We start from the raw sequence: 22,467 nt of genomic DNA on the forward strand, positions 1-22,467 counted from the left end.
CGATGACCGACTGGACAGAAGGCGCCGCATGGGTCGGGGGCGAGATCGTTCCCCTCGTGGACGCGAAAATCCACGTGACGGACTGGGGCCTCACCCGCTCCGACATCACCTATGACGTCGCGCCAGTGCGTGAAGGCGGCTTCTTCCGGCTCGACGATTATCTCGACCGGTTCGAGGCCTCGATGGCCGCGCTCCGTCTCGATCCGGGCGTGACGCGGGCGGAGATGAAATCGGCGCTTCACGCCATCGTCGCTCGCTCGGGCTTGCGGGAGTCCTACGTCTCGATGACCTGCGCGCGCGGTCGTCCGCTCGTCGCGGGCAGTCGCGACCCGCGCGACTGCGCCAATCATTTCTACGCCTGGGCGGTCCCCTTCATCCATGTCGTGAAGCCGGAAGTGATCGCGCGCGGCGCAAGGCTCTGGGTCGCGAAAAATGTCCGGCGGATTCCCGAAGACAGCGTGAATCCACGCGCCAAGAACTATCACTGGGGCGATTTCACCGCCGGGATATTCGAAGCGAATGACGCCGGCTACGACAATGTAGTACTGCTCGACCATGCCGGCAACGTGACCGAGGGACCTGGGTTCAACGTCTTCGCGGTGAAGAATGGGCGGGTGATCACCTCGGATCACGGCGTTCTGCACGGCATCACACGGCGCACGGTTCTGGAGATGTGCGCCGAGGTCGGCCTCAACGTGGAGACACGGCCGCTGCCGGTCGATGAGCTTCTGGAGGCGGACGAGGTGTTCCTCTCCTCCACAGGCGGCGGCGTCATGCCGGTGGTGGAGGTCGCCGGGCGCATATTCGGCAATGGCGCGCACGGGCCCGAGGCCAGCCGACTCGCCGCGCTCTATCGCGAATGGATCCGCCGGCCGGAATGGCGGGAGGAAGTCGCCTACGCCGCCTGAAACGACGTTCAGTCGTCCCTGCGGCTCCGATCGCCCTTTTCTCAACGGAAAGCTCTGTTATTGCTGTTGCGAAGGAGGAGGCGACGATGGTTTTCGGGTTCCTGAAAAAGGGCGGCGGCGGCGATACCGTAACGCGCTATGCCGATGTCGTGGTCGTGAGTCTCGGGAAGTCGGCCTATTACGCCGACGCCCGCGATGAGTTGATCAAGACCGTCGGCGCCGCGATCGAGGAAAGCCCGACAGGACGCGTGGTGATCGAGATGAGCGGGGTCAAGCAATTCACCTCCGGTCCGCTTGGAGCGCTCGTTGTTTCGGCCCGGAAAGCTGCGGAGAAAGGCGGTCGGCTCGTGCTCGCAGCCGCGGTCAGCGGCTTCGTCGGCAAGGTGCTCTCGACCGCGACTGAAACCAGCGCCAATCCGACATATCCGAACGTCCGCGCCGCGCTTTCCGCGCTCTCGACCGAGGCCGCTTCGGCCTTCGACAAGCAAGCGTGAGCAAACGGATTGCGGTTGACGCGCGCCGCCCCGCGAAATAGACCCTGCGGGCCGCCGAAAGGCGTCAGCGGATGCTGATCGTGGAGGGGTGGCAGAGCGGTCAAATGCAACGGACTGTAAATCCGTCGGGGAGACCCTACGCTGGTTCGAATCCAGCCCCCTCCACCATCCCGCGCCCTGGGAACTGAAGACCCGCTAACACTTTGAATAAAATGTGGTTCCATCAAGTCGGCGAGCCTTTGTCCGACGACATCTCAGTGGCCTTGCCAAAGCCAGCCTGAGCGCCGCGCCCTCGCCGGCGAAGTTTCCATTTTGAAACATTCCAAAAACTCGCCTGTAGCTCCTAGGCCGGTTCGATAAATGCGCCCAGGCGCGCTTCACTTGGCTCCTGTGTGCTAGGGAAAGATCGGCGGCTGCGAGGAGGCGGAGCGTTCAATTATGCGACCCCAACAGCTGATTGCCGCCGCGGCGGCGCCCCGGAAACATGAGCAAGTCCGCGATCAGAGACCTCAATGCTCAGCGCCGGCGATCGCACTTTCGAGCGCGCGGAGCGAAGGAATCCGGACGGCGCGTCCGTCACGGTGGATCAGGCCTTCACGAGCGAGCGCCGATAGCTCCTTCGTCACCGCCTCACGATGAGTGCCGATGAACGCGGCGAGTTCGGCGTGCGGAGAAAGCCGTTCGATCACCGCGCAATCGCCATTCGCAGCCGCGCGGCGGACCAGTTCGCGCGCCAGCCGCTGGCGGACCGGGAGCGCGGTATGTTCGAATACGCGCTCCGTCAGATCGGCGACCATCCCCGCCAAATGCCGGCAGAGCGCGAGAGCGATCCCCGGCCTCTCCACGATCACCCGTTCCAGAACGTCGGCGCCGAGCACGCCGACTTCGACCGAACCGCGCGCATGGACCCAAGCGTTTCGCGGCGCTCCGGTCAGCGCGGCGAGTTCGCCGAATACGTCGCCAGGACCGATCGTCCGGTACGCGACGAACCGCCCTTCGAGCGAGACCAGCGTCGCCATCGCGGCGCCGTCGAGAACGACGAACGTCTCACGCGAACGATCGCCGTGGACGATGATCTCCGCCCCGTCGCGATAGACGACGCGCCGCGCCGAGGTCAGTAAAACCGCCCGGTCGCAGGCAGTCAGCTCGTCCAGAAAACCCATCGCCCCTCCTCTACCGGATGCGGCGCCTCTCTGAGGCAGCATAGCAGCGGAACAAAGCGAATGGCGCCCGCATTGTGGCGCGCGCCACGGCGCAACCCGGCGGCGGCGCATAGGCTGGCCCCGCCGTCAAGAAATTAAGAGAGGTCAAGATGCGTCGCCTGACCCAGCCCACCCGCCGCCGCCCCGCACGCCTTCGGACGCCGTCACACACGGAAAGCGGCAAGGACATGACGCTGTTGCAGTTCGCCGCATTCTTCTGCGCAGCGCTGGCGGTGTTGACGCTGATCTGATCTCGGCGCTCCGACCAGTCTCATCTGACGCCACGTCGGCGGTATCCAGGACCGGCATGGTTCGAGGCCTCCCGCACACGAAATTTCGACCCTCATCGCAAGCTGCAGCGGCGCCGGCGCCCGATCAGGGCGGTCCGACGCGGATGTATTTTAATTGCGGCATTTTTGCGACGATTTGGCTACAATAGAAACGCACATATGCTGATCGCGTTCGTGAATTTTAGAATGCAAAATTTTTGCTGGAGTCTTCATGGCTGCAGAAACGCTTGTAGTATCGACTCCAAAACGTCGCCTTGCGGCGGTCGCATTCGCCGATGTTGCGGGCTTCTCGCGGCTGATGGGCCTCGATGACGTCGGCACCATAGAAAAATGGCGGGCGCTCCGCCGTGAAGTGATGGAGCCTTTGATATTGGAGTCGGAGGGGCGCCTCGTCGAGATGGCGGGGGATGCGCTGCTGGTAGAGTTTCCCAGCGCCGTTCACGCGCTGCGCTGGGCCTGCGACATCCAGCAGGCCAATGAGCGACCGGGCGCGGAGGAGACGGCGCTCCGGCTGCGCGTCGGTGTGAATATCGATGACGTGATCGACGACGGCGACACCTTGCAGGGCGACGGCGTGAACATCGCCGCGCGCATTCATCAGGCGGCGGAACCGGGCCAAGTGGTCGTGACCGGGGCGGTCATGGAACTCGTCGGCAGCCGGCTGCCGGTCAGTTTTCACGATCTCGGATCGCCGCCGCTGAAGAACATCGATCGGCCGGTTCGCGTGTTCTCGGTGCGATGGGAGCAACAGGACGCAGGCGTCGCGCTGCATCATCCATATCTCGAATGGTCGACAAGGCCATCGATCGCGGTTCTGCCATTGCGGACGATCGGCGGTGAAGCGGAGAGCGACTATCTGGCCGACGGGGTCGTGGAGGACATCATCGCGGGCCTGTCGCGAAGCCGCGCGCTCCATGTGATCGCGCGCGCGTCGATGTGGCGCTTCGCCGGGGAGCAGATGGATGTCCGGTCGGTCGCGGCGCAGCTTGGCGTCGGCTACGTACTTTCCGGCAGCGTGCGCCGGAGCGGGACCCGGCTCCGGATCGTGGCGGAGCTGATCCATGTCGCGAACAGCCGGGCGATCTGGACCGAGCGCTTCGACGGCGACGAGTCGGAGATTTTCGAGCTTCAGGACCGCATTTTGGCCTCCGTCCTCTCATCAATCGAAAACGCGGTAAGCGAGATTGAATACGGCGCCGTCCGTTCGCGGCGCACTTCCAGCCTCGACGCTTATCAATGTGTCCTCAAGGCGTCGTCGCTTCTCTACGACTTTACGCCGGCGACTTTCTCCCTGACCGGGCAGGCGCTCGACCGCGCGATGGAGCTCGACCCGCGCTACGCGCGCGCCTTCGCCACCAGCGCCTGGCGCCTGAATTTCCTGGTCGCCGAACAGCTCTCGGCCGACCCGGAAGGGGACGCGGCGAAGGCGATCGAACATGCGGAGAAGGCCATCTATCTCGACCCGACCGACCCGTTCTCCCTCGCCGTCGCCGGCCATGTCATCAGCTTTATCGGCCGCCGCCCGGAGGAGGCGCTGGAGCTGTTCGACTCGGCCCTGAATATCGACTCCAGTTCGGCCATCGCCTGGGCGCTGAGCGGCGACACGCTCGCCTATCTCGGCCGACCGGACGAGGCGATGAAGCGCTTTCGCAATGTCTGGAAACTGAACCCTTTCGACCGGCTGAACTTCTTCTGGTGGGGCGGCGCCGGGATCGCCGAATTCGTCGGCGGCCGGTATCACGAGTCCATCGGCTGGCTGAAACGCGCGCTGCGCGCCAATCCACGCTTCGTTGCGACGCTGCGGATGCTGGCGGCGGCCCAGGCCCTCGCCGGAGAGCAAAATGAGGCGCAGGCCACATCTGCAAAGCTGCTGGCGGTGTATCCTGACTTCAGCGTGGCGCGGTTCGTGGAGCTCTATCCGCTTACCCGCAAGGACGATCTGGAGCGGCTTGAACGCGGCCTGCTGTCGGCAGGCCTGCCGCGCTAGGCGCGCCGCGATTTGAATTCGAAGACCAAGTGATGGGACCGACAAGGAGGTTAATAGTAGCGATGGGACAGGGACAAGGGCGCGGCTTCGGCCAAGGTCAGGGACATGGACATGGTCAGGGCCAAGGTCAGGGCCACGGGCATGGACAGGGACAAGGACAGGGACAGGGACAGGGACAGGGACAGGGACAGGGACAGGGACAGGGACAGGGACAAGGACAGGGACAGGCCGCGTATTTCAACGGCGCCGGCATGATTTCCGCGATGAACCCCGAAGCCGGCTTTCCGACACCGGACGGACAGCCGCGCAGTTATTGGGCGACGCCGTGGGAGCTGCGCCGCCGACCCTGGGCGCTCGATTTCGCGGCGAACGATGCGGGCGCCGTCAGTTTTCCGCTGGAATTCAAGATCAATCCCTATCGGGACAATGGCGATGCGCTCGAATGGCGGACCGAGGATTGGGACCCCGCGCTCCGCTATTGGGACTACCCGTTCGACCCCGGCCTCACTGAATGGCTGAAGACGGTCGACGCGACCGCACCAGCAATTCGGGCTGCGCGCGAGTTCGCCGGATGCCATCACGCGTGGCATCCTTGGTGCATCAACTTTCATTGTCAGAATTGGATTCGGGAGAGCGATCTCACCTGGTGGCCATATGAGTTGCAAACCATATCTGGACAGCAGGCAAAGAAGCCGGTCAGGGACACGAGCAAAAATGACGAAGCGTGGACCTTCATCAAGACGGAACTGGAGCGGATGCGGTTCCAGATGGAGGATGAGCGGCTCATCTATCTCGACGAGGCGGACGCGCAGGCCGACGGAATTCACGACTACCTGATCCATTTCATCGGCGCTGACGGTTCCGACCATCCGTGGACGATCGAACTCATCCGCACCGGCCTTTCGATCGGCAATCTCGTCTATCTCGCCTACAAGAGCTATTTCAATCGGGTGCGCCCCTCGTTCCTGATGCCCGGCCTCGCGCCGCCATTCGGGCCGCCTGAGCATCCGGCGTTTCCGAGCGGCCATTCCTTCCTCGGGCATTTCATCGCGCTGCTCCTGCTGGAGATTCCCGGCATTCATCAGCGGCTGGGTGTGTTCGACAGCCTCGACGGTGCGCCCGGACGACGGCCAGAATGGGAGGATGTGCTAGTGAGCGCGACGCTCTCACTGCCGCCACCACCGAAGGAGGATGAGCAGCCGAAGAAGGAGTGCTCAGAGAAGAAGAAAGAGCAGCCGGTGAAGGGAGTGGCGCCACCGAAAGGGACGCGGCGGACTCCGCGGAACGGGAACTCGCCGCTCCTGCGGATTGCGGAGCGCCTGGCGGTGAACCGTGAGCGGATCGGGGTACATTACCGGTCCGACACCACCGGCGGACGCCATCTTGCGGCGGGGGTGTGGGACGCATTGATGCCGGTCGACGTGCAGGGCGGGAATCCCAATAGGAAGCCTATCCCCTGCCCTACACTGCTGACGACGCTGGACCGGGCGAAGGCGGAATGGCCCACCCTCTGGCAGGCCGTTCCGTGAATCCTGACCCGGCGCCCGGCTTCGGCCAGGCGCCGGAGGCGTTCATTACGTCAGCCACCAGATACCGAGATTGTTGTCGCTGGCGATGAGGCTGGCGAGATCGCGCGGGCGCGACGGCGGATAGCCGCCATGCGCGATGGCGCAAGGCAGGCCCGCCGCCGGATCGGTGTTAGCGCGATCCTTGGGCGCGCTGATCTCCTTCACCACGAGGAGCCGGTCTGTCTGAGGGTTCCATTTGCCGGTATTCTTATCCATCTGCAGATCCAGCCAGGCCTTGAATCTTGCTTCGTCATTCTCGGCGAATGCCATCCAACTGAACCACGAGAGATTGTCGCCGCGCGCCCATGCGGCGGGCTTGCGGTCGCCTCGCGCGACGCCTAACCAGAAGCGGACGCTGACCTCCTGCGACGGCGGGTTGACGCCCCGGTTCTCTACCTTGCTTGACCAGAGCCGATCGCCCTTGGAGAACCAGCGAGGCGTTTCATCCCAGTCCAGCGACACCGGGACATAGCCCCCCTTGTCGTGGCGCACGACGCCGCCATCTGCGGCCTCCTCGAGCGGGCGCCGGTCGGGGATGTAGATATCGACCGCCTGCGGCAGACCTGGCTTGTCGGCAATCTCGTCTTCGGGGTTGTGCATCCCCTGTGCCTCGAACGCCCAGCGGATCGCCTTGTGGGCCTGCCCACCGATCCACTCCGAACGCTCAGCGCGGGGCGCGCCGGGCGGGGAGATTTCGAGAGGAAGCGGCGTCCGAAGGCCGATATCGGCCTCGATCATCGCGATCTCCAGCTCCTCGGCGCGGACATGGAGGGGCGTCAGCATCTCGACCGCGCGCATCACGAAATAGATCACGGCGCGGGACGCTTCCCGGCGGGTCAGATGGTCCGGCGCGCCGGTCTCGGCGTCCACGGTGTCGCCGCCGAGTATCCGGTAAAGGCGAAAGAGGGTCGAGGACAGGATCTGTTCGGAGACGTAGCCTTTGTAACCCCTGAGCTGGTCCTCCGGCGCGTCGATCACCGCCCGGTGGAATGTTCCGCCCCAGCTCCAGCCATTCCGAACGCAGCGGTCGTGCCGTCGGGTGAGTTCGACCCAGGGGAATGTGAGGCCCCAGAGCCTGGGATCTTTCTTCGCGCCGGAAGTGGTCCGCGACGCGGCCAGCGCCGAATCGGGGTCGGCCCAGACCGCCGCCAGACCGTCGCCGACGCTGTGAACGAAATTCGGCTCCGGCTGACCGGTGCAGCCCGCGATCAGGACATGGCCCATCTCGTGCCAGAGCCAGCGCTCCGCATTTGCGATGCCGAGATGTTCCGGCCAATAGAGATCGGCATGTGCGGCGGGGCCGGCGCTGGGGTTCATCGTCTTGTGCGTCAGGCTGGCGAGGGCGAGATGAACGTCGATCCGCGGCTTCCCGGTTTCTTGCGGCGACACGAGCACCTCGGCGTTGACGGTGCGCCCGTCGCGCCCCGGCCCGCGGCTGGCGCCGGACCTGTAGTGGACGTGGATCTGTTGTTCGGTAGCGGAGAAATAGGCGCCGCGATCGATGCCGAAGCTATCCATCTGCTCATAGATCTCCGCGAACCCGTAATAGGCCGCGAGGGCCGAGGTTTCGTCAGAGCGGATCTTGAGCAAACTCGGATCGGCGGGCGCCTGTTTCGTCGTCCTGCCGAGTTCGGCGTCAGCGCGCGCGAAGGCCGGGCAAGCGCGGACGGAGAAGTCATCCGTCTCCAGCGGCATCGGCGACCTCAGGTGGAAAGCGTCGCGAAAATCGTCGAGTCGCTCCTCCGGTCGGGTCGGGCGGCGCGACGCGCGGTTCGCCGACGGGTCTGGAGGCCATGACGACGACGGGTCCTGGTCGAAAATGCGCGCGGTGCATGCCGTGTCGGAGGCCGCGTGGGAGGCGAGCGGGAATTTGGAGAGAAGCTCGACGCCGTTAGTGGTGACCGAGAAAACCGCGCCATAAGGCGTCTTGATTTGCCCGTTCCTGAGCTTGTCCAAACCGGTGTCGCCGCATTCGAGATAGGGACCGCGATCATCGACACCGAGCCGCAGCCGCCAATATTTCGGCGTCTCTGAAAGATTGATGCTCGCCAAATTCGCCATACGCATCCGTGTCGCAGGTTCGAATGCGGTGGCGAGCAGCTCAATGCTCAGCTGAATCGACACACCGTCGGCATCATCATCCCACGGGAACCACTGGGCGCCCGCTGGCGGGGAATATGCGGTTGCCGACGCGATGCGCGCGGCGCCGCAATCATCGACGTGCACAACCACACGGGAGCCGACGCCGGAATTCAGAAAATAGGTCGGTGAGTCGATGTCCCACAGCACCTGACCGGCGACGAGGACGTAAGTCTGGCCCCCGGCGCGATCGAGGCGGCGAGAGAGAAAGTGATCGAGCCCTGAATATCGCTCCACCTCCGTCGGCCTGATCGGAAGCCAGACGAGATTCTGTTCGCCTGGAACCAGCAGTTTTCTATATGGTTTCTTGTCGTCTGCCGCGCGGTCCGCAATCAGAGCGTTCAACTGATCGAGATAGGCCTTCGCAGCATTCTGCAGCTTCGTCTCGAGCTCGTCGCCCGGGTCCGCGTCGAAGTCGACATAGTATGGCGCGGTTGGGTGAGAGACGAGCGTCGCGGTCCGCCCCCCGCCGGTCGGGTGTTCGAACGTCTCGTAATAGATCGCGTCCCAGAGCGGATTCCAATCTGCCGCCATGATTCAAATCTCCTATGGTTTCGTCAGCCTGAATGCGGGCGAGCATACACCAAACGGCGCCAGGCCGCCGGAAAGAACGCGCTCCGCGGGCCGACGTCTTGTCGAATGCAAAGAGCAGAGAGACGCCCCCGGGAACGCCGAAGGCTTGCCGCGTCGCCCTCCTCCGCCCGCCGCGCGACCCGTCGGCAGCCACGTGCAGTCAGCGCTCATCACGCGTGCGCTTCAGTGATCTTCGCCACATTCTGGGTTTCTTTTGCGCTACTGGGCCGCAACACGACTGCGGCTTCGTCTGCCGGACTCGGCCCGGCGGCGCACCGGTCGCGCCTTGTCTTTGCTCAACTGATGTATCCGCGGTTCGCGACGCGCGGCCTGTGGGCCGCTTTGCCGGGCCGCGACAGGCTCCGAACCGTCGTTCGATCAGCGCGCATGCTCCAGAACGTGATCCGGCGCTTCAGCGAAGGTTGATGTTCGGCATGACTATGTGCGCGCAATACAAAGCCGCTCAGATAGATATGTCCGATGGCGGGGCTTCGGCGCGCGTTTGAGACTGTGCCCGGATGAGCATCGCCCGCATTCTCGCCCCCGCCAGGGACAGGTGGACCAGCCGCCGCTCAGCCTGCATTTCAATCCGGAAACGGGGTCATTCGATCTTCGGGGTTCGATACAGCACCTCGCCGCCGACCCTGATCTCCGTGTCGACGAGATAGGGCTTGAGCGCCGGCAGATCGACATCGACGCCGAGTCCCGGCTGGTCCGGCGCGCGGATTTCTCCATTGTCGTCACGCGGCAGTGGATTCGCCGCCACCGCGGCGGCGACCGCGCGGGGCGCCGCAGGATATTCACATATCCGATCGTCCGCCATGCCGGCGAAGGCCTGGAGTGAGGCGCTCAGCGCCAGATGCGTGGTGAAGGTGTGATTGACATAGGCGACGCCGCGCTCCGCCGCGAGATCGGCCACTACTTTCGACGGGCCGATGCCCCCGATGCGGCCGCTGTCGATCTGGATATAGCCGACCTTTCCGAAATCCATCAGGTGACGCGCCATCGCCACGTTATGCGCCGCTTCACCGCCGGCGATGCGCACCCTGGCGGAGCGCCCGGACAGCGCCGCGTAGGCCTCATAGGCGCTGCCGTGGAACGGCTCCTCGAACCAGGTGACCCCGGCTGCATCAAGGGCGGGAAGGCGCGCGGCCGCCGCCTCGACATCCTCATTGAAGATCTGGCCAACATCGACCATCAGACGAGCATCGGCGCCAAGACCTTCGCGCGCGGCGACAAACTGGTCCGCGTCGTCCTGGCTCGAGCCGGCGCCGATCGGCCCCCAACCGAGTTTCGCCGCTCCGAAACCGTCCGCCCTCGCCTGGCGCGCCCGACCGAGGGTCTCCTGCGGCGTATCGCCAAACAGCAGCGACGCGTAAGGGATCTTGGGTTCGGAACGCTTGTAGCCGAGCAGTTTCCAGACGGGCTCATTACGGCGCCGTCCGAGCAGGTCCCAGAGGGCCATCTCGACGCCAGAGAACGTGTGCGGCGCCTGCAGGAGGTCCATACTGTCATGGGCGACCAGCGCGCCAATCCGAGCGATGTCATCCGGCCCCTCGAGCTTCTGGCCGATAACGGATGAGGCGACGGGGCGGCAGGCGCCATGCGACATCGGACAGATGAAGGCGGCGATGGACGGCAGCGGCGCCGCCTCGCATTCCCCCCATCCGCACAGCCCGCCGGCGGCGACGCGCACGATCAGCGCGTCCTGGCTGCCGTCAGCATCGGTAGTCACTTCGGGCATGGCGAAGTAGAAGAAATCGACGGCTTCGATCTTCATGTTCTCACGGCCTTTCCATCGGAATGCTCAGCGATTGGCGGACGAGCGGTAGATGACCGCTTCCGGCTGGAACCCGGCATCCGGATCGAGCGGATAGATGGGCCGCGAACAGATCCTGTGACCGAGCGTGGGGAGATCCGCCGAGGTGGCGCCTGGCGCATTAATATTGAAGTTCTTCTCCACCCAAGCGTCGTACATGTGGAACTCGGTATGGGGCGACTTCACGACGATGAGGTCGTAATCGACCGGATTGCAACCGCATGAATAATACATGGCGCGGTCAAAAAGGCTGACGGTTCGGCTCATCACGACCACTGTGAACTCGCCGAAGACAAGGACCGCCGTCAGGCCGGCGTCGAGCGGCGTGCGCATCGTCTCGAGGCGCGATCGTCCGTCGGACAGCAACGCCACCCTCGCCTCCACGGCCATCGGCGTGTAGCGCGCCGGGTCGATCGCGCCCCCAAGCGTGACCCGGACGGTCGCCCCGACACCCGCCGCATGGGCTGCAGCCGCCGCGCCCGGGTCCACGATCTGCGCGAGAACCCGCCCAGGATAGTCGGCGTCTCGGAGGGCCGAAAGAATAACGTTCGAATCGCCCGACGCACCCGACGATGTGGCGTCACCGGCGTCGGTGAAGACGACCGGCCCCTTCATCGTTCGCGCCTGCGCGATCGCGCGGTCGAGCGCTATGAGCTTGCCCTGCATACGAAAGCGCTGAGGCCAGAATTCGGTCGCGAGGCGGATCGCCTCGTCGCGCGCCGTCTGCGGGTCATCATCGGTGGAGACCAAAACCTGTGTGCACAATTCCGGCACGTCGGTGAACGGATTGCCAATCATGACAGCCGCGGAAAGCGCCGCGCCGTTTCGCTCTATCCGCTGGCATTCGCGGATGAGATCGCCATAGCAACCCGTCGCCGTGATCAATTCGTCGCCGCGCACGAGGGCCGGGATCACGACGCGGGCCGTCACCGGTCTGACCGCCCCCTTCAGTAGTCGGAGCAGGAGCCGCGCAGCCCGCGCGCCGGTGTCGGCGAAGTCGACATGTGGATAGGTGTGATAGACCGCCAGCGCATCGATCTTGCGCAGCATCCGGTCAGTCATGATCCCGTGCAGATCGAGCGATACGACGATGGGGACGTCAGGCCCCGCCATGTCGCGGATTTCGGCGAGAAGCGCGCCCTCCGGGTCCAGTTCCCCGTCCGCGCCCATCGCGCCATGCATGGATGCGTATATGGCGTCGACGTCGCCGATCCTTTCACGCACCACGTCGAGAATCTCGCTCGACAGGCGCCGCCAGCCATCCGCCGACAGCAATCCGGCGCTTCCAGCTCTGGCGGCGATCGCGGGCGCCGCCTCGACGTCGGGATCTCGCTCGAACACGTCGAGCGCCCCGCCGATCTCCGTGTTCAATCCCCTGTGTTTGAAAAGCTCATCGCCTCTTTCGATATGAAAGTCCTCATATTCGGAAGGGAGAGGATTGAACGACGAGATTTCCTGCTTGCAGTCGAGGATCAGTATCTTGGGCATTGCGGATCGCTCCGGCTGTCACGATGGCGGGGGCAGGCCTTCTTATGTGGCGACATGGTCGGACATGACGACGGCGATGGTATCTCCGCGCGCCACCCGTCCCGGACCGGCCGACATCCACAGAACGCCGCTGCGTTTGTATCTTACCTCGACAGGCGGTTTGTCGACATCCTCCACAAAGTGCAGGTAGCCCGCCGGCTGACCGGCATGAACATCCTCGCCGGCGACATTGCGCGGCTCGAACGTGCCGACTGCGGGGGCGAAGGAATAGCAGTCGCGATCGGCGACCGTCATGTGCCTTGTGGCCAACGACCCATCGGCCTGACGGGTATCCGGCACGCCCTCGATCACGCCGAAATGCTTGAGAATATTCTTCACGCCGCGCCGCGCGAGGCGCGTGCCCTCGACGCTGACCCGCCCCCAGCCGCCCAACTCCGTACCAAGCGACAGTATTCCGCGCCGCTCGACGCTCGACGTCAACGTCGCTCCTTCGTCGACGCCGGAGAACACCACGTTGAACGGGGCCCCGAAGGCCGCCGCCGCCTCCATCGTGCGCTTCATGGCCGCCCGATCTTCCAGATGATGCATGTTGGTCGAGTATATGGAATCACCCGAATGCCCTGCCGTATGCAAGTCGACCGAGACGTCGACCATCGGCAGGATCACGCTGTCGATGTAGTGCGCCAGCATTTCGCTGAAGACGCCGCGGGGATCGCCCGGAAAACAGCGATTCAGATCTCGATTGTCGACTGGCGACAGCCTCGTGTCGTTGTGCACGGCGGGAACGTTGACCGCGGGCATCATGATGACGCACCCCTCCACCGCGCCGGGGTCCAGCGTGCGCGCCAACGTCGAAATGGCGATCGGACCTTCATACTCGTCGCCGTGAACGCCGCCTGTGAAGAGGATGGTCGGGCCGGAGCCGTTCCGGACGACGACGATGGGAATCTCGACCACGCCCCAGGCCGATGTATTGCGCGAAAGCGGTGCGCGCAGATACCCCGACTGGCGACCTGTCTTCGCGAAATCGATCTCACAGGTAATGCGGCTTTTCGCGCTCGTGGAGCCCATACCGCCCCCTTCCGTATAGCTTGAATTGTATAATTGTATACTATATCGACTGCTGTCAACAACGTTGACGAGTTTCACCGCCGGAGGAGATCGGATGCACGCGCCATCTCAGCAAACCATCGAACCCGCCCGGATTACGCGCGTCGCGGTCGCGCCGCTGATCGGCGAAAGCCCTCCTGGCGGCTGGTCGAACGAGATCAAGCCGGACGACTCGGTCCACGCCCTCGTGGCGGTAAGCACAGATACGGGGGTCACCGGCTTCGGCAGCGCCTTCACCGACGGCCGGCTGGTCGAGGCGGCCGCCAGGGTGCTCGAGCCGCTGTTGCTCGGCGAGAACGCGCTGGAGCCGATGAAAGTCAGCGAGAAACTCCATCAGAACACGTTCTGGATGGGGCGTGGCGGATCGCTGACGCATGCGATCAGCGGGATCGACATCGCGCTCTGGGACATTCTGGGCAAGGCCACGGGGCTTTCCGTTGGCCAGCTCGCCGGCGGCCGTCACCGCAGGCGCGTGACGCCATACTGCTCACTTCTCATGGATGCGCCCGAGGTGATGGCGGACGAGATCATACGCTTTCGCGAGCAGGGATTCAGAGCGTTCAAAATTGGCTGGGGTCCGTTCGGCAGACGGGACGACCCGGCGCTCGACGAGGCCATCATCGGCGCAGCCCGGCGCGCCCTGCCTGACGGCGGCAAGCTGATGGTCGACGCCGGGGCCAGCGACGCCTATTGGCCGAACGGGCTGAAATGGGCGCTGCGCACCGCCGACATGCTCGCCGCGCATGATGTCGCCTGGTTCGAGGAGCCCCTGCCCCCTGACGCGATCGACGATTTCGTCGAGCTGCGCCGCCAGAGCAGAACCCCGATCGCCGGTGGCGAAGTGCTGACTCGCCGCCAGTCCTATTTCCCCTTTTTCACGCGAGGCGCCTTTGACATCGTTCAGCCGGACGTGACGAAGGTCGGCGGCTTCAGCGAGCAACGCCGCATCGCTTGGATGGCGCAGGATTTCGGCGTTCGCTATGTCGGCCATGGCTGGAACACGGCGCTCGGGCTCGCCGCGGATCTGCAACTGGCCACAGCGCTGCCGAATGTCGACCTGGTCGAATATATCGGCGGCAGCGCCTATGTGGACAATATCATGACCGACCCGTTCAGCCTCGATTCCGACGGCATGCTGACCATTCCTGACAAACCCGGCCTCGGTGTCGCGCTGGACCCGGACAAGGTCGCTCGCTACGCGCCCGATGCCGCGCAGCTCTTCGCCGATAGCTGAACCCAAGCCATCCGCGCGGCGGCACGTTCAATCGGGACTTCGCGTTTCGAGCTGTCGCAGCCGTTCGACGAAACCCTCGTAGTCGATCGCCTGGGTGTAGTCGAGAATATGCACTTTCATCGCTTTTTCGGTGGCGTTCATGTCGCCCTCGGTCAGCGACTCGAGGAGGCTGTCGTGCTCAGAGACGATGCTCGCGAGTTCCTTCTGAAAGGTCGACAGACCGAATATGATCGTCAACTGGCGCGACAGCGGCTCCCATAGCTGAAGCAGAATCTCGTTGCCGGATATGTCGCACAGCACGCGATGAAACTCCGCGTCCAGCCGGGCCACCTCGTAGGCGTCCTTTCGCCGGGCGGCCGCGTGCAGATCCGCGACCACTTTCTCCAGCGGCCGGAGTAGGTCCGGATCGTCCCTCATCTTCTCCAGCACTTCGCGCGCCGCTAAAGTCTCCAGCGCGAGCCGGACCTTGAGGATTTTCTCCAGCCGCTCGACGCCGACATCCATGAGCCGCATGCCGCGATAGCGCGTGTTGACGACGATCCCCTGGCTTTCCAGAATTCTCAACGCCTCACGGACGGGAACGCGGCTGACATTCAGCGACCGCGCGATTTCAGCTTCCACGATCCTGTCGCCCGGCAGGAATACGCCCGTGGCGGTCGCTTCGACGATCGCGTCGACCACCTGGTCCACCAGGGTACGCGTCTCCAGAGGACGAAGTTTCTTCATGTCGCCCTTGTTCCTGCGCGCGCCGCGAATGGATGTGGCCATATTATCCTCATCGGGCCGGGCGCCCGGCGACGGATACGCAAGGACAACTGGCGTCTGCCCTCGAGGATACGTTCAGCCCACGAGCGACCGGGAAGTTCAAGACAGTTCCCTCATTTAATCCCAAATCATCTTCCTGTCAGCACTCGCCGATCGGCGTCAGGAGCGGCTTTCCGTCGAAGAACGCTCTCAGATTGGCCTTCACCAGATCGCACGCCGCCTCCCAGGTCTCGACCGTTCCTCCACCGCGATGTGGCGTCAGCACGACGTTCTCCAGCGCCTTCAGCCGTTCCGGAACCTCCGGCTCATGTTCGAAGACGTCGAGCCCGGCGCCGGCGATCGCACCGGTTTCCAGCGCCTCGATCAGCGCCTGTTCGTCGATCACGGCGCCGCGGGATATGTTGACGACAATGCCGTCCGGACCCAGCGCTTCAAGCGCGGCGCGATCGACGAGATGATGGGTCGCGTCCCCGCCGGGACACGCCACGACCAGGTAATCGCAAGCCGCGGCGAGAGATAGCAGAGAGGGATGGTGAACGGCGTCGACGCCGGGAACCTTCCGGCGGTTATGATAGGCGATGCTCATGTCGAAAGCGCGCGCCCGCGCGGCGATGGCCTGGCCGATGCGTCCCAGGCCGAGGACGCCCATGCGCCGCCCGTGGAAGCGACGCGCCAACGGGTATCCGCCCGACGACCACCGCCCATCACGCACGAAGCGGTCGCCGCGCACGATCTCGCGGCCGACGGCGAGCAGAAGGCCCAGCGCAAGGTCGGCCACGCAGCCATCCGTCACATCCGGCGTGTTGGTGACAGGTATGTTCCGTCTGCCGGCGGCGGCCACGTCGACCTTTTCATAACCCGCACCGGCGTTGGCGATCAGTCTCAGGGCGGGAAGCGCGTCGATGAGCGCGGCGTCGACCGGACCGGCGGCGACGAGCGCCTCCACCCGCGCGGCGACCGCGGGATCGAGCGCTGCGGCGCCGCCCCCTGGCAGGCGATGCAGGACGAAATCCTGCGCGAAGCGCTGCAGGTACCAGTCTGGGCCATCGCCGACGAACAGAATTTCCGGCTTGGACATTGTCTTCTCCTTGTTCCCTGAGCCTGGGACACACCTTCAACAGGCGTCGGCACTCCATCCTTGACTCTGAAAATATCGTATACGATTATACGATATAGTCCAAGTGGAATGATGGAACGGTCACATTCGGCGCCCCGCCGGTTGACAGATTTGGGAGGAGACTCGGATGGCCTGGACAAGACGTGATTTTCTCAAGACCAGCGCGATGGTCGGTGTATCGGCGTCGGGCGCGGCGGCGCCTTTCGGCGTCGCGGCGCAGGCGAGCGAAACGCCGAAAGCCGGAGGCGCGGCTGTCGTCGCCATGAACGCGGCCACTGAAACCATCGACCCGCATTTTTCACGATCGCAGGCTGCGCGCAACGTGCTCATGCATATGTATGAAACGCTCGTGACGATCGGCGAAAACGGCGCGCCCAAACTGCAGCTCGCTGAAAACCTCGAAGTTTCTAAAGACTATCAGACCTATACGTTCAGCCTGCGCAAGGGAGTGCCGTTTCACAACGGCAAGGAGATGACCTCGGAAGACGTGAAGCGCTCACTGGAGCGCTATGCGCGCGTCAGCCCCGAAAAGATCAGGCTCGAACCGGTGGACCGTATCACCACCCCCGACGCCAGCACGGTCGTGGTCCAGCTCAAGCGACCGGTTCCCAGCTGGATCGAGTTGATCAAGTCGCCGGCCTCGCCTCTCACAATCATTCCGTCCGAAGAGTGCGACAAGGGCGCCAACGATATCGCCTCGATCGCCACCGGTCCGTTCGAGTTCGTAGAATGGGACGGCGTGACCCAACTCGGCATGCGCAAGTTCGCCGATTACAAACCGAACGATGCTTTCGACGGCCGCGACGGCTATGGCGGAAAACGCACCGCATGGCTCGACGAGGTCACCTTCAAGGTGGTGACCGAGGCGAGCAGCCGCGTCAGCGGCGTGCAGGTCGGTGAGTTCACGCTGGCCGACGACATTCCGATTCCGGCCGCGAAACGTCTGGAGCGCGACGGCGCGTTCAAGACCTATGACAGGCTTCCCATCTCGATCAATCTCGTGCCGATGAACGTGGCGCGCGCGCCGACGGACAAGAGACTGGTCCGCTCCGCGATTCAGCATGTGTTGAACACCGAGGAGATCATGGGCATCGCCACCGACGGCTTGTTCCAGCTCAACCCGTCCTTCGTTTATCCTGACAGTCCTTTCTACCCGGAAAAGGCGGACGAACTCGTCTACAATCGGGCGGATCCGGAGCACGCCAAGGCGCTGCTCGAGGAGGCGGGATACGCCGGCGAAGAAGTGGTGCTGTTGACCAGCTCGGATATCGCGTCACTGAAGGAAGCCGCCGTGGTCATGGCGGAGCAGATCAAGTCCATCGGCATTCCGGTCGACATGAAAGTACTCGATTGGCCGGGCGCCAACGCGATGCGTGCGGACCCGACCGCCTACAACATGTTCAGCACCGCCTACGCGATTCAGCCGATGCTTGGCCCCTTCCAGTATCAGCGCCTCGTGTCGGGACCGGACAACTGGTTCTATTATGACGACGATCCGAAGATGGAAGACGCTTGGGACCGCCTGCTGAGCGCCGGAAACGATCCGGACCGGGCGGCCGCGTGGTGGGATATCGAGCATCACCTGAACCACGAGGCTTATCTGCTGAAGCTCGGCGACCGTGGAATCAAGCAGGCCTCGGCAAGCAGTTTGCAGAACTTCGCGCCTTTCGACGCGATGCGCATGTGGGACGTCTGGCTGTCATGACGCCCTGCGCCCAGAGCGATTGATGATCGATATCGTGGTTCGCCGGTTGGTCGGCATGGTGCCGGTGCTGATCGGCGTTAGCCTGATCACCTTCGCGCTGATCCAGATCATTCCCGGCGACGCGGCGGTCGTGATCGCCGGGCCTGACGCCTCCACCGATCAGGTGGAGGCGATCCGGGAGGTGCTGGGGCTTGATCGGCCGCTGCACGTTCAGCTTGGCATCTGGTACTGGAATCTTCTCCAGGGAGACCTCGGCGATTCGTTCCTGCTCGGCCGCAGTGTGACGCAGGCGATCATGGAGCGGCTTCCCGTAACAATGCTCCTGACCACTTATTCCATCCTGCTGACGATGCCCCTTGGCGTCGCCGCCGGGCTGATCGCCGCGTACCGGCAGAACACCTGGGTGGACACCGCCGTCATGTCGGTTGCGCTGGTAGGGGTTTCGGTTCCCAGTTTCTGGTTGAGCGTGATGGGCATTCTGCTTTTTTCCGTCACGCTCGGCTGGCTGCCGACCAGCGGTTACGTTCCGCCCGAGGAGGGGCTCATCGCCTGCCTGCGCTCGCTCACCCTGCCGGCCATATCGCTGGCCGTCTTCCAGATTGGTCTTCTTGCGCGCATGACCCGGGCGACGACGCTCGAGGTTCTCCGCCAGGATTTCATTCGCACCGCGCGCGCCAAAGGCGTCTCCGAATGGCGGGCCGTCGCCAGGCACGCCTTGTCGAATGTCATGATTCCGATCGTCACCGTGGTCGGCCTGCTTGTGAACGTGGCGCTTGCGGGCGCCGTGGTGATTGAACAGATCTTCGTGCTCCCGGGCCTCGGCCAACTGGTCGTACAGGGCATCCTGCGTCGGGACTTCCCCGTCATCCAGGGATCCATACTCGCGGTCGCCGTATTGCTGGTGGCGATCAACCTGATTGTCGATCTCCTTTACGCCTATCTCGATCCAAGGCTCCGCAATGACTGACGCGAACGCGGAACCGGTTTCCGGTCGGCCCACTGCGCCATGGCGCAAAACACTACGCCGGCTGTTCGGCCACAGGGGATTCGTGATCGGCGCGGTTATCCTCGTCATCATGCTCGTCATCGCCGTCGCGGGGGTGCTGGGCGTGACCGGCGATCCGCTGGCGATCAGCTACAAGTCGCGCCTCGTCCCGCCGTCGCAGGAGTTCCTCTTCGGCACGGACCATTACGGGCGAAGCATATTCACCCGGGTCATGGCCGGCGCCCATCTATCCCTCGTCATCGGCGCCAGCGTCGTCGCGATCACCGCCGTCTTGGGCACATTGATCGGGGCCGCCGCGGGTTACTTCCAGCGGCTCGACGGGATCATCATGCGCAGTATGGACGCCCTGATGGCGTTTCCGCCATTGATGCTCGCGATCGCCATCGCGGCGGCCCTGGGAATGGGGCTCGTCAACCTCGTCGTCGCGCTCGGCGTCACGTACACGCCGCGCACCGCGCGCATCGCACGGGCTGCGGTTCTCGGCGTCAGAAGGGCTGAATACGTCGAATCCGCCCGCCTTTCAGGCGCCAGCGACAGCCGCATTATCCTGCGGCACATCCTGCCCAACAGCATGGCGCCGCTCGTCGTCGATCTGACGTTCGTCTTCGCCTATGCGATCCTGGCGGAAGCCGCGCTCAGTTTTCTCGGTGTCGGGCCGCCTCCTCCGACGCCCACATGGGGCAACATCATCGCCGAAGGGCGAGACTACATGGTCGAGGCGCCGTGGATCAGCATCTTTCCCGGCTTGATCATCGCCTTCACAGTGCTCGGGCTGAACATGCTCGGCGACGGTTTGCGGGACGTTCTCGATCCGCGTCTGAACGCGTCATAGGACGAAAGCATGACGAACGAACCCCTGCTATGCATCAGCGGCCTGCGGACGGAGTTCGGTCCGCCCGGCAGGTCTTTCGCTGCGGTCGACGGCGTCGATCTGTCGGTTGCGCGCGGCGAGCGCGTGGCGGTCGTTGGCGAGTCCGGGTCCGGCAAGACCGTCACTGCGCTCTCAGTCCTTGGGCTCATCGCCGAAACCGGACGCATTTCGGCGGGCGAGATCCTGTTCGAGGACAGAAACCTGCTGAAGTTGCCAAAGCACGCAATGAGAAAGATTCGCGGCGGCGAGATTTCGATGATCTTCCAGGAGCCGATGACTTCGCTCAATCCGGTCTTCACGGTGGGCGACCAGGTCATCGAGGCCCTCACCATTCATCAGGGCCTGCGCGGCCGCGCCGCGCGGGCGCGCGCGGCCGAGCTTCTCGCGTTGGTGAGGGTTCCGTCCCCCGAAAAGCGCATCGACAACTATCCGCACGAGCTCTCGGGCGGCATGCGCCAGCGCGTGATGATCGCGATCGCGCTGTCGTCGCAGCCCAAATTGCTGATCGCCGACGAGCCGACGACGGCGCTCGACGTCACGGTTCAGGCGCAGATCCTGAAGCTGCTGAAGCAATTGCAGGAAGAGCTCGGAATGGCGGTCCTGCTCATCACGCATGATCTCGGCGTGGTCGCCCAGTTCGCCGAGCGCGTCATCGTCATGTATGCGGGAAAGATCGTGGAGACGGCGCCGGTCCTCGACATATTCCGACAACCGCAGCACCCCTACACTGAAGGTTTGCTCGGCAGCATTCCGCCGCTGCACGAGGATGTCGATGAATTGCGAGCGATCGAGGGCGTGGTGCCGCCGCCCTTCGCGATGCCGGCAGGGTGCCGTTTTCACCCGCGCTGCGCCCATGCGCGCGCCGCCTGCACGGAGCGGACCCCGCCGCTCATGCCCTTCGGCGACGATCACAAGGCGGCGTGCATCAGGCATACGGGGTACGGGGTCGCCAGCGGATGAGAACAAGCGAGCCTCTCGTGGTCGTGTCCGGCCTGACCAAGCATTTCCGCGTCCATGGCGGTCTATTGCGGCGCAAACCGCAGGTCGTGCACGCAGTGGACGATGTGAATTTCGAGATCAACGCCGGCGAGACGCTGGGGCTGGTGGGCGAATCGGGCTGCGGCAAGTCGACAGTCGGCCGGCTGGTGGTGCGCCTGATCGAGCCGAGCGCGGGCAGCGTCCGTCTCAACGGCCAGGAGTTATGCGATCTGGACGGCCGCGCGCTCAGGGCCCGTCGCCGGCAATGCCAGTTCATTTTCCAGGATCCCTATGGATCGCTCAACCCGCGCATGCGCGTGGCGGACATCATCGCCGAGCCGATGGCGATCGAGGCCAGCCTCTCAGCTGCGGAACGCGCGGAACGCGTGACCGAACTGCTCCACCTTGTCGGTCTGCCGGAGCATGCGGCGCAGAAGTATCCGCACGAATTCTCCGGCGGTCAGCGCCAGCGGATCTGCATCGCGCGGGCCCTGTCTCTCAATCCTCGCTTCATCGTCTGCGATGAGCCGGTTTCCGCTCTCGACGTTTCGGTCCAGGCGCAAGTCGTCAACCTGATGCGGAAGTTGCAGCGGGATCTGGGGCTGAGCTATCTCTTCATCTCGCACGACCTGTCAGTCGTGCGCCACATCGCCGATCGCGTCGCGGTGATGTATCTGGGAAAGCTGGTGGAAATCGCGACAAAGCGGCAGCTTTACGCCAATCCAAGCCATCCGTATACGCGCGCGCTTCTCGCCGCCGTTCCTGAGCCCGATCCGCAGAGCCGAACGCAGCCGGTGGAACTCGCCGGAGACATTCCCAGCCCCATCGATCCGCCGAAAGGCTGCCGGTTCCATACGCGCTGCCCACTCGCCTTCGACCGCTGCCGCGTCGAGGAGCCGGTTTTGAGAGAGACCACTGACGGACACGCCGCCGCCTGCCATCTCTCCTCCCCGTGAGCCCGATCGCGACGGTGTGACGCCTGAACTCGCGGGACGTATATTCGCCGTCAGGTCACGGAGATGATCTGGAAAGCGCGGACGTTCAGGCCTTCCGCCGGGTCAAGGCGGGAGCGGGCGCGTACGCCGGACGCTGAAGAAGCGACGCCGGCTGCTCAACCATCGCACCCAGCAAACCCGCATCGCGGATGAGACGAACGCTCCCGTTCGGAGATTGCGTTCAGAACGCCCTGATCCCGCGATGACGAACGGATCGC

18 protein-coding genes and 1 tRNA gene are annotated in these 22,467 nt (G+C 64.2%); 12 read left to right on the plus strand and 7 right to left on the minus strand.

The window, feature by feature from the left end:
* The first annotated feature begins 2 nt into the window (after positions 1–2).
* The 3 genes from G5B40_RS08630 (at position 3) to G5B40_RS08640 (ending at position 1,570) form a co-directional block, all read left to right on the plus strand.
* Positions 3–908, plus strand: coding sequence for an aminotransferase class IV (locus G5B40_RS08630; protein ID WP_165097542.1), 906 nt, complete (start codon positions 3–5; stop codon positions 906–908).
* Positions 909–994: 86 nt separating this feature from the next.
* Positions 995–1,402 carry an STAS domain-containing protein gene (locus G5B40_RS08635; protein WP_165097544.1) on the plus strand — a complete coding sequence of 136 codons (408 nt, stop codon included), beginning with the start codon at positions 995–997 and terminating at the stop codon, positions 1,400–1,402.
* 82 nt (positions 1,403–1,484) lie between these two features.
* Positions 1,485–1,570 (plus strand) — tRNA-Tyr (locus tag G5B40_RS08640).
* A gap of 341 nt (positions 1,571–1,911) precedes the next feature.
* On the opposite strand, the gene G5B40_RS08645 is transcribed toward G5B40_RS08640, so the two are convergent.
* Positions 1,912–2,565, minus strand: a complete 654-nt coding sequence (locus tag G5B40_RS08645; RefSeq protein ID WP_165097547.1) for a Crp/Fnr family transcriptional regulator — start codon at positions 2,563–2,565, stop codon at positions 1,912–1,914.
* Between the two features lie 149 nt (positions 2,566–2,714).
* Here G5B40_RS08645 and G5B40_RS08650 point away from each other — a divergent pair, with 149 nt between their 5' ends.
* The 3 genes from G5B40_RS08650 to G5B40_RS08665 all read left to right on the plus strand — a co-directional run bounded on the left by G5B40_RS08650 (position 2,715) and on the right by G5B40_RS08665 (position 6,410).
* Entirely contained in the window at positions 2,715–2,855 is a 141-nt protein-coding gene (locus G5B40_RS08650; protein WP_165097549.1) for a hypothetical protein, read from the plus strand.
* A 250-nt stretch (positions 2,856–3,105) separates the two neighbouring features.
* Positions 3,106–4,881, plus strand: coding sequence for an adenylate/guanylate cyclase domain-containing protein (locus tag G5B40_RS08655; protein ID WP_165097552.1), 1,776 nt, complete (start codon positions 3,106–3,108; stop codon positions 4,879–4,881).
* A gap of 263 nt (positions 4,882–5,144) precedes the next feature.
* Positions 5,145–6,410, plus strand: coding sequence for a phosphatase PAP2 family protein (locus tag G5B40_RS08665; RefSeq protein WP_165097554.1), 1,266 nt, complete (start codon positions 5,145–5,147; stop codon positions 6,408–6,410).
* Between the two features lie 45 nt (positions 6,411–6,455).
* On the opposite strand, the gene G5B40_RS08670 is transcribed toward G5B40_RS08665, so the two are convergent.
* From G5B40_RS08670 to G5B40_RS08685, 4 genes are all read right to left on the minus strand, one after another.
* Positions 6,456–9,122: a hypothetical protein gene (locus G5B40_RS08670; protein ID WP_165097556.1), complete on the minus strand. Its 2,667-nt coding sequence runs from the start codon at positions 9,120–9,122 to the stop codon at positions 6,456–6,458.
* Positions 9,123–9,762: 640 nt separating this feature from the next.
* Positions 9,763–10,941, minus strand: a complete 1,179-nt coding sequence (locus G5B40_RS08675) for a mandelate racemase/muconate lactonizing enzyme family protein (RefSeq protein WP_165097558.1) — start codon at positions 10,939–10,941, stop codon at positions 9,763–9,765.
* Between the two features lie 27 nt (positions 10,942–10,968).
* Positions 10,969–12,468 (minus strand): M81 family metallopeptidase, encoded by a 1,500-nt coding sequence (locus G5B40_RS08680; RefSeq protein ID WP_165097560.1) that lies wholly within the window; start codon positions 12,466–12,468, stop codon positions 10,969–10,971.
* Between the two features lie 42 nt (positions 12,469–12,510).
* The gene (locus G5B40_RS08685; RefSeq protein WP_246209768.1) at positions 12,511–13,617 is read right to left on the minus strand and encodes a succinylglutamate desuccinylase/aspartoacylase family protein; all 1,107 of its coding nucleotides are present in this window, start codon (positions 13,615–13,617) and stop codon (positions 12,511–12,513) included.
* A gap of 16 nt (positions 13,618–13,633) precedes the next feature.
* Here G5B40_RS08685 and G5B40_RS08690 point away from each other — a divergent pair, with 16 nt between their 5' ends.
* Entirely contained in the window at positions 13,634–14,812 is a 1,179-nt protein-coding gene (locus tag G5B40_RS08690; protein ID WP_165097562.1) for a mandelate racemase/muconate lactonizing enzyme family protein, read from the plus strand.
* A 27-nt stretch (positions 14,813–14,839) separates the two neighbouring features.
* Here G5B40_RS08690 and G5B40_RS08695 read toward each other — a convergent pair whose 3' ends face one another.
* Together G5B40_RS08695 and G5B40_RS08700 are read right to left on the minus strand one after the other, a co-directional pair.
* Positions 14,840–15,580, minus strand: coding sequence for a GntR family transcriptional regulator (locus tag G5B40_RS08695; protein WP_246209769.1), 741 nt, complete (start codon positions 15,578–15,580; stop codon positions 14,840–14,842).
* Between the two features lie 136 nt (positions 15,581–15,716).
* Positions 15,717–16,655 carry a 2-hydroxyacid dehydrogenase gene (locus tag G5B40_RS08700; RefSeq protein ID WP_165097564.1) on the minus strand — a complete coding sequence of 313 codons (939 nt, stop codon included), beginning with the start codon at positions 16,653–16,655 and terminating at the stop codon, positions 15,717–15,719.
* Positions 16,656–16,821: 166 nt separating this feature from the next.
* Between G5B40_RS08700 and G5B40_RS08705 the strand changes: the two genes are divergently transcribed.
* The 5 genes from G5B40_RS08705 to G5B40_RS08725 are packed head-to-tail and all read left to right on the plus strand — an operon-like array spanning position 16,822 to position 22,210.
* Positions 16,822–18,399, plus strand: a complete 1,578-nt coding sequence (locus tag G5B40_RS08705) for an ABC transporter substrate-binding protein (RefSeq protein WP_165103426.1) — start codon at positions 16,822–16,824, stop codon at positions 18,397–18,399.
* 22 nt (positions 18,400–18,421) lie between these two features.
* Positions 18,422–19,366 carry an ABC transporter permease gene (locus tag G5B40_RS08710; RefSeq protein WP_165097566.1) on the plus strand — a complete coding sequence of 315 codons (945 nt, stop codon included), beginning with the start codon at positions 18,422–18,424 and terminating at the stop codon, positions 19,364–19,366.
* Positions 19,359–20,237 carry an ABC transporter permease gene (locus tag G5B40_RS08715; RefSeq protein WP_165097568.1) on the plus strand — a complete coding sequence of 293 codons (879 nt, stop codon included), beginning with the start codon at positions 19,359–19,361 and terminating at the stop codon, positions 20,235–20,237. The genes G5B40_RS08710 and G5B40_RS08715 overlap by 8 nt, the downstream gene beginning before the upstream one ends.
* Positions 20,238–20,246: 9 nt before the next feature.
* Positions 20,247–21,236 (plus strand): ABC transporter ATP-binding protein, encoded by a 990-nt coding sequence (locus G5B40_RS08720; RefSeq protein ID WP_165097570.1) that lies wholly within the window; start codon positions 20,247–20,249, stop codon positions 21,234–21,236.
* Positions 21,233–22,210, plus strand: coding sequence for an ABC transporter ATP-binding protein (locus G5B40_RS08725; RefSeq protein ID WP_165097572.1), 978 nt, complete (start codon positions 21,233–21,235; stop codon positions 22,208–22,210). The genes G5B40_RS08720 and G5B40_RS08725 overlap by 4 nt, the downstream gene beginning before the upstream one ends.
* Positions 22,211–22,467: the final 257 nt, after the last annotated feature.

Source organism: Pikeienuella piscinae (genome assembly GCF_011044155.1).
GTDB lineage: Bacteria > Pseudomonadota > Alphaproteobacteria > Rhodobacterales > Rhodobacteraceae > Pikeienuella > Pikeienuella piscinae.